Below are 15847 nucleotides of genomic sequence, written 5' to 3'. Positions count from 1 at the left end.
TCTGATCTGCTTGTTTGACCATCTTTGACTTTTGGCGAAAAATTAGATATGATATGGCTACAACTTCAAGCGCCTTATAACGTCATCACGTTTAAGGATACATCATTTGGTTTATATTTTAGCTATTGAGGATTAGGAGGGGTTATACGTGAGTTATGTACCTATGGTTGTCGAACAGACGAATCGCGGCGAACGTGCTTATGATATTTATTCTCGTCTGTTAAAAGATCGAATTATTTTCTTGGGTTCAGGAGTAAATGACCTTGTAGCGAATTCCATTATCGCTCAGTTGCTGTTCTTGGCTGCGGATGACCCGGACAAAGATATCCATTTATACATTAACAGCCCAGGCGGATCGATTACGGCGGGTATGGCTATATTTGATACGATGCAGCACATTAAGCCTGACGTATCTACGATCTGTGTTGGTATGGCAGCTTCGATGGGTGCATTTCTGTTAAACGCAGGAGCGAAGGGGAAACGATTTGCTCTGCCGAACAGCGAAGTTATGATTCACCAGCCGCTGGGTGGTGCGGAAGGTCAAGCGAGTGACATCGAGATTCGCGCCCGCCGTATTTTGAAAATGCGTGACAAGCTGAATCTGATCTTGTCAGAGCGTACAGGTCAGCCTTTGGAGCAGATCGAGAAAGATACGGACCGCGACAACTTTATGACGGCGTATGAAGCACAAGCGTACGGTCTCGTTGACAAGGTATTGGAAAAATCGCCGCTTATCCCTTAACAACAGATCATTATTAATGGGGCTGTCCGAAAAGCCCCAAAATAAAAAAGTTGGGCAGAAAACGTAATGTTTTCCGTCCAACTTTTTTTGTGTTTTTGCTTCTGCTGGAAATTGGCGAAACGGATGCCCGCCACCTTCAACTGAATTTCGGTCGCCATCTGCACATCGTAGCCAGTTTCTATTGACCGTTTTTCATGTTAGCAGGTGTATCTTAACAAGCTGTTCATTACTCCTAGAGGAAGTGTCCACTGCATAATATACTGTTCTGTATTAGTCATTTGATACGCATAAAACCGTCCTTTTGTGAAATGTCGGTGTCGTAATTTCCATTTTTCAGGGATAGGGTTCCTGTGTCTCCATTCGTTAAATTTCTACTCACACACTCTATTTATCGTCTGTCTGTAAAGAGCTAGGCCGATACGGTCATATCTCAACTAATCATTTTCAAACCATACAAAATGTCAATGTGCAGATCGTATTCCTCCCGTGCTTCCTTTTAACAGAAACTGATATGCGCACATTAAAAAACCCCGTTACAACTTAGGTACAAAGCGCGCGGATCATCGGCATGATGGCGCGGAATACGTGACCGGACGAGAGATCCGTTATGGGGTGGATGTAAGGCTATTTGGCCGCTTAGCGGACAGGAGGTACGCTATTTGCGAATTTCGTTCCCGTTTGGCGGTAGTTTGGAAACAATAGCGGATATTCTGTCCGGTAGCTACACCCAAAGTGTGTTTTTACCGCACGTAACGGATCGTCTGTCCACCAAAGCCAGACTATTCAACAAGATATCAATGCTCTGTGCACTCTCCTCTATAGATATCGATAAAAACTTATTCGCTGTAACGATACATTTTGAATTTAGTTAATGAGGTTTGTGCTGAAAGAAGCTCTTTTGCATGTTCTGTTATTTTTCTATTTCTTGCAATTACTTTTAACGATCCTCCGGCACTGTTCCTTTGGTGCCTGTTCTTCAAATCAGCATTAATGCGCAAAACAAAAAAAGGACCACATCGTTTCACGAGACGATGTGGTCTATATATGTTCTAGGGGTAAACTGTAAACCATGAGAAAGATGAAACGGATCCCTTGTGCATTCGGATGATTCCGGCTGTCCAAGGTCATGAAGTTGTGTGGCAACCCTCCTCGAAATAGTCATCTGTCATTCGGTCCATAATCAGAATAAAGCCCCTACATTAAGCGAATCTGAGCACAACCTTAAAATAACATAAAATGTCCTCGTTAATTCGTTTCGATTTTCTGTCGTTTAACCGCCTCTAACAAACTATCACTTAACAAAGATAGATTCGTCTTCACACGCTCATCAATAATCAGGCCCTCTTCGCTAAAGACAGGTGGGTCGGCAATCACTTGCATAGGCAGCACATTAACGTACAAGGAACGCATAACTGTCCGCAAGTTGTTGAGCGCATTGATGCCTCCTTTTCCACCACCAGCCGTAGCCGCAATGACACACGGTTTACCGCTGAAGTTTTTGCTGTTCAAGAAATCCAGTGCATTTTTCAAAGCGCCGCTCATTGCCCCATGATATTCCGGTGTGCAGATGATGTAGCCATCAGCTTGCTCTACTAACTGAACAAGCCTGCTCACGTTTACATCCTCATATTGATTACCTTCATTCCGATATAGAGGCAGCAAATCCTCTCGCAAATCAAATACGTGACAGTCAGTTCCCGACACTTCTAGCTGCTGTTTCAAATATGTAATGACACGGTTAGAGTTAGAGTTGGCACGGGGGCTCCCCGAAATTAATAAAATATTGTTCATCCTGATTCACTCCTTTAATTTGCTACGTATAAACCGTAAGCATATAAAATGATCACTCTACCTTTGGATGATTATACCATAAAATTGAATCGGTCATATTAAAGGACTGCGCCCTCAGCAGATACGTGATCTACTTCAGTTGCAGCCCTTTGTTATCTAATTCGTGTCTGTTGGGTCATTACACTTTTCGATCCAGACGCTTGTTTAAGAAGCTCTTGCGGCTTGTTTGGGGACACAGATCAACACGATGATTAATGCCAAGAACGCAATAAACACGTTGGCAAAAATGCCCCAGAACCCTGCTTTCGTATATGCAGATGGATCTACCAACAAAACGGCTGCATAAATGGCACCAGACACTGCTGTTCCGAAGCTGCCTCCTAAGGAGCTGGCCATCTTGTATAAGCCTGATGCTACTCCTACCTTATCCTTTGGCGCACCAGATACGGCCGTATCTGTAGATGGCGTAGCCGAAACACCAAGCCCCAAGCCCATAACGGCAAATCCAATTACTGTAAATACAAGATAAAGCACATCCGGTAAAAAGGTTAGCATCGGCAGTGCAATACCTATCGTCGTCAGGAAGCAGCCTAGTGCCATCGGTAGTCGTGGCCCTTTTGTCTTCAAAATACGCTCACCTACACGAATCATGATCAATGTTGTGACCAAGTAACCCATCGTTAGCAGACCCGCATGAAAAGAGGAGATCCCTTTTGATTCCTGCACAAAGGACGACATAACAAAAATCGCGCCTACCGCACAAAAATTTAACATAAAATTGGATATAGCTGCCCCATTATACGCTGTATTTTTGAAAAGACTCAAATCAATAAGCGGCTGGCTGACCCGTTTTTCCACCAACAAAAATAAAAAGAAGAGCATCACAAATCCCGCTGCCATCGTTAGCGTTAACAGGCTTGTCCAGCCCCATTCCGCACCTCGTGTAATAAACAGATTTAACATTACTAAACCTGCTACAAAGATGACTAGCCCGACGTAATCTACACGCTGCTTCCCTTCGCTAACTGCGACCTTGCTTTCAGGTGTACCTTGAATAAGAAACAAAGCAACAATCGCCACTGGAATGCTCAGCCAAAATATCCACTGCCAGCCTAGCAGTGAAGCAACAGCCCCTCCGAAGAAGCTGGCAATTCCGCCGCCGCCCCACGAAGAAATGGACCAGAAGCTAAGAGCGCGCTGGCGCTCAGCGCCTTCGTAGTAGTCGTTGATAAGTGCCAACGACGAAGGCATAATCAAAGCTGCCGATAGTCCTTGCAGCACACGACCAATCATTAGCAGCGACGTTGTTTCAGCCGTAGTCAACGCACAACATACACATCCAACGATGCTCAGCACGATGCCGATCTTAGTCATTTTTACACGACCAATGGCATCGGCTATTCCTCCAGCTACGACGATAGATACACCCGCGATCAGAGCTGCCATACTTACTGCCATATTTAATGTTGCCATCGGCAGTGCTAACGTCTGATTCATGACTGGAGTCACGACCATCATCGACATCGTAAACAGCCAGAATGTGGACACCGCCAAGCAGATACCTAGTATTAATCGATTGTCCCCTTTATACGTATACATCCTAATGAAGTCACTTCCTCTCAGACAATCCTGTAAAAATGTTACGCAATTCTCCACGCTCACATATTTATTTGCCAGTTTACGCGCTCGTTAGTTATGCGTCTGTACAAAAGCTTACACACTCAGCCACCTATCAGGTGCCATGCCCTTCTCTCACCATCTTGCCCTTCCTCTGTCAGGAAGTATGCGGAGTCAAATAATCGTACATTAATATGACAAACGCGTAGTTAATCCGCCTGCCCTGTTAACATCAGACTACCACGATACAAAAATCCCTTACCCATCCTCCATGAACATGAGGATCTTAGGTAAGGGATCTTATGCGTGCATGTTATCTATTGGCTTATCGGCCGCTCTTTAACTCGGTCCAGAGACGGTCGTATAATTGAATCTTGTCACCTACGTCAAGCAGCCATTCCGTGCGGCCCAGCTCATCTTCAGACAAGTTAATCATCTTGTTGTCATTATATTCTTTACTATGAAATGACTTAGCAGCCGTATTCGGATCGCTGTAACCAATCGATTCATAGTTCTTTGCGCTGTTTTCAGGGTCCAGCATAAAATTAATAAATTTCTCAGCCAGTGCCTTGTTCTTCGCGCCTTTAGGAATCGCATAGTTATCAGACCAGATTGTACCGCCTTCTTTTGGTACAACGTACTCCACGTCCGGATTTTCAGCTTTGACATAGGCTGCATCTCCAGACCACAGTGTACCAATCCAGCCCTCTTCTTGCATCATCTTCTGTTTAATGCTATCCGTATCAAATGCGAGCACATGAGGTACCAGCTTGCGCAAGTCGTCTACAGCGGCATTAATGTCCGCTTCATTAGTTGTACTGTTGGATTTGCCGGCTTTCTTTAGAGCCATCCCGATGACTTCACGATTATCTTCGAGCAACAGCACCTTGCCTTTATATTTCTCGCTCCACAAATCTGCCCAGCTAGTAATTGGCTCTTTGACGTACTTTGTGTTGTAAGCAATACCTGTAACTCCCGACGTATAAATAATTGAATGCTTATTGCCAGGATCAAACTCAGGGTTCTTGAAACGGTCCGCTACGTTTTTAAAATTCGGTATATTTTTTAAATCCAGCTCTGCCAACAAATCTTGCTTAATCATACTGGCAACCATATAGTCGGATGGCTGAATCAAATCATATTCCGAACCGCCAGCTTTAATCTTAGCCAGCAACTCCTCATTGTTGGCAAATATGGCGTAGTTCACTTTCACATTGTTCTCATCTTCAAATTTCTTGATGACGTCCATATCAAAGTTATCTGCCCAGCTATATAAGTTAAGCGTCTCCTGTGACTTAGAAGAACAACCTGCAAGTGCAGTCACTGCCAATAAACCGGCCAATATGACCGCGTACCATTTCAATTTTTTCAATTTCCTACCCCTCTCTGATCCTTCTTCAATAAAATATTAAAATGGCAGCAGCGAGCCGCCCTTTTCCTTATCGGATTTACCACGTCCAAGCAGCCATTGCGCCAAGATGATCAGCATAACGCTGACTACAATCATAATGGTACAAAGTGCATTAATTTCCGGCGAGATGCCGCGTTTGACCGATCCGTAAATGTAGATAGGCAACGTTGTCGAGTTAGGACCCGATACAAAGAAGCTAATCATAAAGTCGTCTATCGATAACGTAAAGGCGATCAAGGCACCTGCAATTACACCTGGCCAGATCGACGGCAGCGTAACAAAGCGGAACGTTTGCCAGGAACTAGCTCCCAGATCGTTAGCCGCTTCTTCCAACTGCTTGCCCATGTTAGCAAGCCTAGAAGATACGATAACATAAACATACGAAATACTAAACGTAATATGTGCAATAATAACTGTCATTTTGCCAAGGTCCATCTTTAATTGGCTGAACAAAATAAGCAAAGACAAGCCCATAATAATGTCCGGTACCACGATTGGCATATAAAGCAGTCCTATCACACCCTGCTTGCCGCGGTTTTGCATCTTGCGAATAGCAAGTGCAGCCATTGTCCCTAGCACGGTAGAAATAATCGTTGAGGTAAAGGCTATCGTCAAGCTGTTGCTAAGTGCCTCCATAACGGTACGATTGTCAAATAACGTGCTGTACCATTTCCACGTAAACCCGCTCCAACTGGTACTCATTCGTGAATCGTTAAACGAAAACACGATAATGAGCAGTACAGGGATGTAAATAAACGCCATCAACAGGAAGGAATGTATGGACAGCCAGGGATGTCGCTTGCTTGCTTGTGCCGTCTTCATGCTTTCGCCTCCTTAGATGAATCGTAACTCGAGCGAAGCGCACGATTAAACAACCCGATAATGACAAGCGAGCTGATGACAAAAATAACTGACAATGCAGAACCGAACGGCCAATCCCTTGCTCCTAGAAACTGATTCTGAATAATGTTACTAATCATCTGTGACTTAGCACCACCCAATATGTCTGCAACTACAAACATACCCGTCGTCGTTACAAACACAAGCACGCTGCCCGTCATCATGCCTGATTTGGTTTGCGGCAGCGTAATATGCCAGAAGGAGCGCCAACGTGATGCGCCAAGATCGCTAGACGCCTCGAGCAGTCGCTTATCCATCTGCTCCAACGACACGTAGATCGGCAGCACCATATAGGGGATGAACGTATACACCATCCCTAGCAGCACAGCTCCTTGCGTATACAGCATTTGAAGCGGCTCCGAAATGAGGCCGATATCCATCAGCAGTGAATTCACTACTCCTTGCGTGCGCAGTAAAATGATCCACGCGTAAGTTCGAATCAGGAAGTTAATCCAGAACGGCACAGTAATTCCGATTAACCAGAACTTCTGCGCCTTCGGTCCAAGCGTTGTCATATAATAAGCGAGCGGATAGCTCAATAATAGACAGAATACCGTCGTTAATACAGATAACCAAATCGTATCCCAATAAATACCCAGGTATAACGGCTCAAAAAAACGCGCATAATTGTCCAAGCTAAACGTCCACACGATGTTACCTAAGTTATCTCGCTGCATAAAGGATACAAAAATAACAGCAAGCATCGGGATAACCATAAAGAAAGACAGCCACAAGACGACAGGTGCCAAGACGCCGAAGGAACGTTTATTCATCGTCCGACCGTCACCTCATCCTGCAAGTTCCAATGAACACCGACCTTTTGCCCGATACTCCAGTCCCTCTGGTCCGTGAAGTCCAGCACACTGGTAACAGACGTCGGCTCATTTTCAAGATGAATGACAAGCTTATGCACATTTCCGAGATAGACGATATCTTGTATAATGCCGGTTTTGCGAGTGTCTGCCAGCTCTGGCGTCACTCGAACCTTCTCAGGGCGCACCGTAAACAAGCGCTCTTCATGGAAAATGTTATTTTCGCCGATAAACGTTGCTGCAAACAACGTCTCCGGGCGTTCGTAAACATCCCGTGGCGACCCGATCTGTTCGACTTTTCCTGTATTCATAATAACGATCCGATCGGACATCATCATAGCTTCTTCCTGATCGTGCGTAACATATACAAAAGTAATGCCCAGGCTGCGTTGAAGCTGCTTCAGCTCAGCTTGCAAGTTCTTGCGAAGCTGTAGATCCAGCGCACCAAGCGGCTCATCGAGCAGCAGCACCTTAGGCTTATTGGCAATTGCCCTTGCGATTGCGACACGTTGCTGCTGTCCGCCTGACAATTGATGCGGATAACGCTTGGCAAGTGCTGTGAGCTGCGTCAATCGGATCGCTTCATCAATGCGCTCCCGCTGCTCCTTGGCTGGAACTTTTTTCATTTTTAAACCAAATTGAATGTTCTGCTCCACCGTCATATGGGGAAACAAAGCATAGTGTTGGAATACAAGATTCAAATTCCGCTTGTTTGGCGGCAATTGGGTAACATCTTCGCCATCAAGGCGAATAATTCCAGTCGTCGGTTGTTCAAATCCTGCGATCATACGCAGTATGGTAGTCTTTCCGCAACCACTCGGTCCGAGCAGTGTTAGAAACTCCCCCTCATCGATTGTCAGAGACAAGGGATGCACTACGGGTTGTCCAGCGAAATGCTTTTCTACATTCTCCAGACGAATCATAAGCATCAACCCCTTCCCGTTATCCGTGGACAACGTCATTATAATGAGATAAACCTCTATCGAGGTCCGTTATTCAACGAGAGCGACCGCGTATAGAGGCATGTTATTGACGACTAGCGCAGCCATCCGAGACAAACTCCGATATCGTCATTAAAAAAAGCCATATCCATTGGTATGGCCTGATCATTCGTAGATTAATTTTGCATATTCAATATACATTGTTTTGCGAGGCGATACAACTAGTTTTGCGTAATTTCGACAGATACATACCTGCTAATTCACGGAATTAACGCATTTGTTCCATGTAAAGGAGCACTATCCACTATTTTAACGCAATTAGCAGCAAAATTAAAGGTCCCCGAATTTGACATTCGGGAACCTCTTATGTTATTTCCATATTCAGTATGAAATACGGTCGTACTATTTCAAAGCATATACGACTTGAATCGTCGCTTGCAGCTTCACTTGACCACCTTGCGGGGCTGATGACGGTGCAGCATCCATCTTCATCATCTCAGCCTGATAACGAACTGGTGAATAATCGTAACCGGACTCTGTTATGTTTACGACAACACCGAGCGTACGTCCTGATGCTTTAGCAAGCGCTTCGGCTTTTTTCTTCGCATGTGCTACAGCTTTCTCCAGCACCGTTGTTTCTACACTATCCTTGTTCTCTACGTCAAAGCTAATTTGATTGATTCGGTTAGCACCAGCCTTAGAAGCAGCGTCCACCATCTTGCCAAGCTTTGTCAGATCGCGGTAATTAACTAATACGTTATGTGTAGCTTGATAGCTCACGATCTTAGGTTCTTCGTTGTCTTTATATTGATATTGCGGCTGAACAGAAAATTCAACTGTCTTTAGATCTTTAGCCTGCACACCGTACGACTCCAAAGCCTTCTTCACCTTGTCAAATGCAGTTGCATTCAGTTCTTGCGCCACGCTAGCTTCTACCGCCTTCGTCACAACACCTAAGTTTACGTAAGCAATATCAGGCTCTACCTCCAGCTTGCCAACACCAGTTACCGAAATCAGATCACGCTGTTGTTCACTCGCTGCATAAGCAATAGATGATTGTGTCACATTACCAACTCCTAACACTCCAAATACTAAAGCGCCACTAACTACCATCGCCACTCCCGTACGTTTTAACCAATTATGCATCATCCATACCTCCATTTAAGTTATAGTTTGGTTATTATCTTCTCTTCTAAACGGTAGCTGGACAATTATTGTTGCAGGTAGGGATAACTTTTTTATTTTTAGTTCAAAAGCCATTTTGTAGAGCTGATTATTTTGAGTTATTGAACACACTAGATTATACTGCACAGTATAGAACTATAAAAAATGTAACTTCTCTTCTGTTGACCTCTCTGTCCACAAAATTCACACCAATTCATCAAACAGCAGTTTACTTGAAGACAATTTTTAAAAAATGGAGTTGATGTCATGTGTCAATACTCATCATTATTCTTCTATTAATAATTATAGGATTGTTATTGCATATTAACTATAAGATTCCACCACGTGATTGGGCAAAAGAAGCTTTAGAACGGGATCACAACAACCATAAATAAGCACGGACGGATCAAAGCTGCTCAAAAGTTTTTCTGCGGCCTATTCTTTAAAATAAACCCTACTTTACATGGGCGATGCACATTATAGCTTTAAGAGAAACGGATTCTCATAAGGATCGTAATCTACTCGATTTTAATTTTAATTGCTGCTTCTAAACGCTTTCTTTTAACTTCGTTGTTCTCTATATGTTCCTGTATTTCATTAGAGACACTATACTCAGCAAAAGCGCCAATCGTATAATCACCAGTTGGCAGGCGCAAAGGTCTGGCAACCTCCTGATGGAATAATTGTTCTCCATTTGGCTTGTCAAAATATCCATATTTAGCCCCTATATAATGGTGAGCCAGCATACCCCGCCAGACTGAGATCATTTGATCGTCAACATGCAAGGTACTTGTATGGAGCGATGCGGCTCTAGTTTCCGAAACAAACAAGCCATCCTCATCTATAAGAAAATAACTAACTAAAGGATTTCCATGCTTTATTGTGATACTTGCTGTGCTTATTACATCCAATGATGACCAAATGTCAAGATTCTCTCCCTCCTTGTAGCTTGTTTTACTACTATTGATTCGTAATTTAAAGAAATCATCTTCCTTTCGAGCGTATGCCTTAGAAACAGATGTAGGCTTGAACGTATCATAAGGATCGATATAAATATTTTTAGTTTTTGCATCATATCTCGTAAAGCCGATGCCTGATTTTTCGAACGAACGCACAGGTATGTACGCAACCCCTTCTTTCTGCAGAAATGGTGTAGTTGCACTATTTTCAAGTTCTTTGTCCATCCAATACACTTTGCCAGAATAGAGCTGGAGTTGCCAAACATCTGATGCCTTCACAGTTGTACCTACTAGCAGTAATACAAATGCTACAAGTACGATTCGATATCCCTTTCGATTCATCGTGTAACCCCCTCTACCTGTTTACGTCATTTTCCAAATAATGTCGCGAAAATAAACTTAATAAAAAAAAGAGTGCCGAAAAGTTCTTAGAACTGATCGACACTCCTTCTAATTGTAAAGGGGCTTTAATTATTGAAACTGCAACCAATCTACATCGACAATACCACTATCACGTACTGTCCAGTTGCGATAGTTAGGGTTCTTGAACGTGATATGCACCTGCTGCTTGCCCGTTACTGCCGCGGACAAATCAACCGAATAGTTTTTGTAAAATGGTGCCAACTGACGTGTATTTACAGGCAAGGCCACATCTGCCACAAGTTGGCCTGTCGCGCCGCCTAATCGGACTTCCATCCGAGTGTCTTTTGCTAACACAGCTGCACGAACCGTTAATTTCGTAGCACCCTTGTCACCGAAATCGACGTCCTTAAACGACATCCAGTCTGCAAAGTTCAAGTCGCGCACATTGACGTAACTGCTCTTTTTGAATAAACCGTTGGAATCGTCATATTTCTCTGCTTCCAGCACGACCCCGCCTTGTGCTTGAACAGGAGCTACTACCTTAACAGTTATATTACGCTTAATGCCTGGTTGGCCGTTTACAGGTCCTGTTTGTGCTGTTACAATTGCATCCCCTGCCCCAACCGCTGTCACTTTGCCACGTGCATCCACCTTAGCCACTGCTTCATTGCTTGATGTCCACGTTACATTCACATTAGCCGCTGTCGAAGGCATGACACGAATGTTAATCGTTTCTGTCCAGCCTGTTTCCATGTTGAGCTTGTCACCTGCCAAATGCATAGCTTCAATGGAAGTCGCCGCGATTGGCCCTTGTGTGAAGTTTACACGCTCGCCTGTGCCCCATTTCCATGCAATCGCTTGTGGCGCGCTTGCTGTACCATCCTTGCCCACTGCTGACAACTCTAACTTCACATCGTTTTCGTTGTTACGAGGCAAAGACTTCAAGTAATACACCTCGTCATAAATACGTCCGATTGACTCTCGTTTGCCATTCATAACTCGCATAAGATCGTAATACCAAACATCCTGCTGCTTATCGTTAAAGGCCCATTTCACATACATCGCCGCTTGCTGATCATCGAACATCGCCTTTTCAACTTGGAAACCTGTTGGCGCCGCTGGAGCTTGCGCTGTTTTCTTGTTCGTCAGCTTCAATTCGCCAATATTAGCTTTAAATGCTGTATCTTCGTTAGATTGTGACGTTACACGAAGGCTGATCGCCGCGATTGTTCGGCCTTCAAACGACTTCAAATCAGCTGTTGCCGTGCTCCACTGCTCGCTTAGTCCGCCGTTCAGGTTCACTGCCACAGGATGTTTCGGATCATCTTTAAAGGATAACAGCGCTTGAATAGCAGCATTCTGCTGCGCATTGCTGTTTGCTTTATACGTCAAAGACAATTGAACGTCTTTGGTGACAGGCAGATCCGTTTTGTACAAATGAATGTCAGTAGCATTATTTTTATTTAATGTACCTTCAATTTTAAGTGAAGAACCGCCGTTCCATGCGGTCGTATAATCATAACCTGCGGCAAGCGCTTTACCGGCAGATTTCGTCCACCACTGCCAAGTTGGCAAAATATCCTGCGCAGCCATGTTGTTCCACTCGGCATCGCTCGACTTCTGTCCGTTCATAAAGAAATCAAGACCATGACCATTATTAAAGCGCGTTACAAATGGATACGAGCCTACAACGGAGCGTTCCGCTATGTAATGCGCAATGCCTGGCCAGCTTTCGTATTCCGTCCCCACTGCTCTACCGCTCTCCGCAGGGTTGCCAAGAGGTCCAGACCAGTACGCCTGCTCTCGCTGTTCGACATACGACTGTGTATTTAAGTCAAATGGGTTCGGACCTTTGTTCCATACCATATCTGTCCCAAATAACGCTACACTGGTGCGCGCACTACGTGCGGCGTCATTACGGAAAATCGCTTCTAACTCCAAACCGCGATCAAAGCGGAACTTGTCATTTTCGATGCCGGCAAACACAGACGCATAAGGGTCAATGCCCAGCTTACGGGCATGGTCGGCGCTGCTTTCCAGACCTTCTGGCGTGTACGCATAGTTCATAAAGATGCTGTCATTGGCACGTTTGCCATCGCGTTCATCTTTTAACCAAGGGGAATTTTTCTCGTTAAAGCCATTGACATATGAAATTTTGCCGTCAATTGTCAAGCTGTCGTACCAGCTAAGATACATGCCCTGAGCGCGCATATATTTAAGCATTTCCATCAGTAAATCAGCATGAGCCTTGCTAATGGTCGCCTCTTGGTTAATAAAGTAACCATCAAAGCCGAAATACTTCGCCATCTCGATCATCTTGTCGGCGACCGGAAACTTGCCGTCGGCTGTCTTCTCCACTAGCTCAGCGAAATTAATATTACGAGGCCAGAACCATCCGCCAAGGCTAGTGACACCGTTGCGGTGTGCTGCGTCTGTATAGGCCGGATTCGGGATGTTAACGACACCATAATCTCGTCTGCCATCCTCAGTAGGCGAACCCGCTATCGGAAGCCCATGCCAGGAAGCATATATATCCTGGTACTGCCAATTTTTTAATACGTTGCGGCTGAAGCTATCGTTGTAGCGGTAGCCTTCGAACCACTCTTCTTTATCATAATCAGCGGACAAATTCATCACTTGTGCTGTAGTCGTCAATTCCGGATGCGCTTGTGTGGGCTGGAATGGCTGAATCCGTTGAGCCAACGGAACACGCGAGCGCATATATTTTGCATATGTGTCACTTTCCGGTGTCCACTCCTTCATCTGCTTAGCATTGTAGCCATGCAGAAAAGGCTGCTGCGGCCCGCGCGGCGTCTCCTGCGCTGAAGCAGGGCTTGGCCAGATCATCATGGTGGCTAATAGTGCGGTTATCGTACACAGGGATACCGCTTTGGATGCTTTACGAACGAGGGATTTTTTCTGTAACGTGTGTGTGGTCATGTTAACACCTCTCTAGTGGGGTTCGTATAATGATAATCGTTAATTTGGAAAAATTTAAGCTAGACGCGTCTATACCTTTACCGTAACTCCAATATGATCAACATAATAGTGTACTAATTAAAGAAATGGTGTATAAAACTCACAAATGTAACCGCATACATTTTAGAGTCGCTCATGCATCCCTTCTTAAGACTCATCTATTACACAAGCAAGGTTCATACGATTTGAATGACCTTAGGCCTATCGAACGTGAATTTCGACACTTTTTTTATTCTCTTTTTAAATGGTCACCCTACTAATTGGGCAAATTACGAAAGAAGTACCCTTTCTATTGGATACACTGGTTTACAGTATGTATTCAGCACCGGAATGAACGGATTGCCAAGCAAAACGAAACGATCCGATTCTACAAGCATACGGCATATGTGCCTCCATTCTTGGAAATTACTTTTGCACAATTTTTGCTGTTAGCCTTCTCACTGTCACTTCCATTCGTTATGATGAAGTACATAGGCAACCTGTTTAGTCGATGTTAACTACAGCTAGATTTACAGTTGTGGAATGAACGATGACGCTTGCTGGAATCGTGGTAATAACGATAACAGCTCGCTGTTAAATAGCAGCATGAGGAGACGATATGAAAAATAAATTTGCACGATTCCTTCTTGGAACAGCCATTGCCATTGCACTCACGTTACTTTTGAATTCAACGGTAGGCTCACTTTACACCATACTAAAATGGAGCGTATACGGGATAACGGCCACCATTGTTATAGTGGTTCTTATGGAGAATCGCTCTCCCCAAACAACGTTATCTTGGTTGTTTGTTCTCTTTTCGTACCCCACCTTAGGAATAATTCTGTACCTGCTGTTCGGGCGTAACAGCCGAAAGCGCAAGCATGTCCAAACCTATATTAACATCGCCAAGCAGGCCATACGGGATGCTGAAACAAAGAAGGCCGCATCTCCGATACATACAGACCCTACAGGGACGCAGACTTCTGAGCAACCCGAACTCGTCCCATATTCACAAGCAGTTGCTGATAGGATACGTCTCATTGGTGGCGACAGCTGTGCAGGAGGCAGCTCAGCAAACTTGCTGACGAACGGAGATGAGACATTCGATGCGATACGCGGAGCGATTGCCGAGGCTGTTCATCACATCCATGTCCAATATTATATTTATCGTTCCGATCGTCTCGGAACAGAACTGCGTGATTTGCTTATAGAGAAGGCACAGCAGGGCATTCAAGTTCGTTTTATGTATGACGGACTTGGCAGCCACGCCTTAAGAGACAAATTTTTAGCACCAATGAGGGAAGCCGGTATTAAAGTAGCGGCATTTGATCCGATATTTGCGTATTCACTGACCCAGTCGGCCAATTATCGGAATCACCGCAAAATCGTCGTTGTGGACGGACAGGTTGCCTTTACGGGCGGTCTGAACGTTGGGGATGAATATATGGGGCAATCCAAAATGGGCTTCTGGAGAGACAGTCACCTTCGTATCGAAGGCTACGCTGTGCATGATCTTCATCGCATATTTCTTCAGGACTGGATCTATGCAGTAAGTCGGACCTACAAGGAAACGTGGAAGCAGTTTATGTACAATGAAGATTACTTTCCCCATCCAGTGGCAGTTTCCACGGAGAGCAAAGGTGGCATCCAAATCGTTCCTGGCGGACCTAATTATAAAGAGGCCAAAATGCGTGATGTCTTCTTGTCCTTAATGGCTAGCGCCAAAGAGTCAATCTGGATCACAACACCTTACTTCGTACCTGATCAGGAAACACTTACGTTTCTGCAGCTCGCTGCTTCCTCGGGTATTGATGTTCGAATCTTGTATCCAGGCAAGAGCGATAGCCTGCTCAGCGATCAAGCCTCCCAGTCGTACTTCGCTGTGCTGCTGGCACATGGTGTGCAGATTTATCGCTACAAAGAGAACTTTACGCATGCCAAAATGATGCTGATTGACGGCAAAATTGCCTCTGTCGGCACCGCCAACATGGATATTCGCAGCTTCCATTTGAACTATGAAGTGACCGCTATCCTATACGACATGCCTGTTATAGACGATATTCTTTATAGCTTCTACAAAGACTTCAAATGCTCGACCCCCATTAACCCGCGTGAATTCGTCCATCGTAAAGTAAGCAAGCGTATCGTCGAATCGCTCACACGACTATTATCTCCATTACTCTAGGCCT

Annotated in this window: 12 protein-coding genes and 1 pseudogene; 3 read left to right on the top strand and 10 right to left on the bottom strand. The window is 44.7% G+C overall.

Translation table 11 applies throughout. The features are described from left to right. The first annotated feature begins 148 nt into the window (after positions 1-148). Positions 149-742, top strand: coding sequence for an ATP-dependent Clp endopeptidase proteolytic subunit ClpP (gene clpP, locus H509_RS0122810; protein ID WP_028547100.1), 594 nt, complete (start codon positions 149-151; stop codon positions 740-742). Positions 743-1463: 721 nt separating this feature from the next. Here the strand turns inward: clpP and H509_RS28510 are convergent. The 10 genes and pseudogenes from H509_RS28510 to H509_RS26405 form a co-directional block, all read right to left on the bottom strand. Beyond that, positions 1464-1718 (bottom strand): annotated as a pseudogene (locus H509_RS28510) (hypothetical protein); the annotation flags it as partial. 269 nt (positions 1719-1987) lie between these two features. After that, the gene (locus H509_RS0122800; protein WP_036698733.1) at positions 1988-2533 is read right to left on the bottom strand and encodes an NADPH-dependent FMN reductase; all 546 of its coding nucleotides are present in this window, start codon (positions 2531-2533) and stop codon (positions 1988-1990) included. Positions 2534-2737: 204 nt separating this feature from the next. After that, positions 2738-4138, bottom strand: a complete 1401-nt coding sequence (locus tag H509_RS0122795; protein ID WP_425414257.1) for an MFS transporter — start codon at positions 4136-4138, stop codon at positions 2738-2740. A 337-nt stretch (positions 4139-4475) separates the two neighbouring features. Continuing rightward, on the bottom strand, positions 4476-5522 hold the full coding sequence (locus H509_RS0122790) for an ABC transporter substrate-binding protein (protein ID WP_028547096.1): 1047 nt from the start codon (positions 5520-5522) through the stop codon (positions 4476-4478). Between the two features lie 36 nt (positions 5523-5558). Continuing rightward, complete coding sequence (locus tag H509_RS0122785; RefSeq protein WP_028547095.1) at positions 5559-6383, bottom strand: ABC transporter permease; 825 nt, start codon at positions 6381-6383, stop codon at positions 5559-5561. Then, the gene (locus H509_RS0122780) at positions 6380-7234 is read right to left on the bottom strand and encodes an ABC transporter permease (protein WP_028547094.1); all 855 of its coding nucleotides are present in this window, start codon (positions 7232-7234) and stop codon (positions 6380-6382) included. The genes H509_RS0122785 and H509_RS0122780 overlap by 4 nt, the downstream gene beginning before the upstream one ends. Next, on the bottom strand, positions 7231-8202 hold the full coding sequence (locus H509_RS0122775) for an ABC transporter ATP-binding protein (RefSeq protein WP_028547093.1): 972 nt from the start codon (positions 8200-8202) through the stop codon (positions 7231-7233). The genes H509_RS0122780 and H509_RS0122775 overlap by 4 nt, the downstream gene beginning before the upstream one ends. A gap of 414 nt (positions 8203-8616) precedes the next feature. Further along, complete coding sequence (locus tag H509_RS0122770) at positions 8617-9360, bottom strand: SIMPL domain-containing protein (RefSeq protein WP_028547092.1); 744 nt, start codon at positions 9358-9360, stop codon at positions 8617-8619. Positions 9361-9896: 536 nt separating this feature from the next. Next, positions 9897-10679, bottom strand: coding sequence for a hypothetical protein (locus H509_RS0122765; protein WP_028547091.1), 783 nt, complete (start codon positions 10677-10679; stop codon positions 9897-9899). A 129-nt stretch (positions 10680-10808) separates the two neighbouring features. Beyond that, positions 10809-13640 (bottom strand): endo-beta-N-acetylglucosaminidase, encoded by a 2832-nt coding sequence (locus tag H509_RS26405; protein WP_084159357.1) that lies wholly within the window; start codon positions 13638-13640, stop codon positions 10809-10811. 299 nt (positions 13641-13939) lie between these two features. On the opposite strand from H509_RS26405, the gene H509_RS28270 reads away from it, so the two are divergent. Both H509_RS28270 and cls read left to right on the top strand, forming a co-directional pair. Continuing rightward, positions 13940-14176: a hypothetical protein gene (locus H509_RS28270; protein ID WP_157277911.1), complete on the top strand. Its 237-nt coding sequence runs from the start codon at positions 13940-13942 to the stop codon at positions 14174-14176. Positions 14177-14277: 101 nt separating this feature from the next. Then, complete coding sequence (gene cls, locus H509_RS0122755) at positions 14278-15843, top strand: cardiolipin synthase (protein ID WP_028547090.1); 1566 nt, start codon at positions 14278-14280, stop codon at positions 15841-15843. Positions 15844-15847 lie beyond the last annotated feature (4 nt).

Origin of the sequence: Paenibacillus taiwanensis DSM 18679, from assembly GCF_000425125.1 — a bacterium.
GTDB classification, from domain to species: Bacteria; Bacillota; Bacilli; order Paenibacillales; family Paenibacillaceae; genus Paenibacillus_B; species Paenibacillus_B taiwanensis.
Note: the sequence above shows the minus strand (reverse complement) of the source record. Positions and strands in the feature narration are given on the sequence as shown.

Bases quoted from the DNA above. Each gene is read 5' to 3' on its own strand.
- H509_RS0122775 (WP_028547093.1), bottom strand. From the start codon at position 8,202: ATGCTTATGATTCGTCTGGAGAATGTAGAAAAGCATTTCGCTGGACAA.
- H509_RS0122765 (WP_028547091.1), bottom strand. From the start codon at position 10,679: ATGAATCGAAAGGGATATCGAATCGTACTTGTAGCATTTGTATTACTG.
- H509_RS26405 (WP_084159357.1), bottom strand. From the start codon at position 13,640: ATGACCACACACACGTTACAGAAAAAATCCCTCGTTCGTAAAGCATCC.
- H509_RS0122800 (WP_036698733.1), bottom strand. From the start codon at position 2,533: ATGAACAATATTTTATTAATTTCGGGGAGCCCCCGTGCCAACTCTAAC.
- H509_RS0122770 (WP_028547092.1), bottom strand. From the start codon at position 9,360: ATGCATAATTGGTTAAAACGTACGGGAGTGGCGATGGTAGTTAGTGGC.
- H509_RS0122785 (WP_028547095.1), bottom strand. From the start codon at position 6,383: ATGAAGACGGCACAAGCAAGCAAGCGACATCCCTGGCTGTCCATACAT.
- H509_RS0122780 (WP_028547094.1), bottom strand. From the start codon at position 7,234: ATGAATAAACGTTCCTTCGGCGTCTTGGCACCTGTCGTCTTGTGGCTG.
- cls (WP_028547090.1), top strand. From the start codon at position 14,278: ATGAAAAATAAATTTGCACGATTCCTTCTTGGAACAGCCATTGCCATT.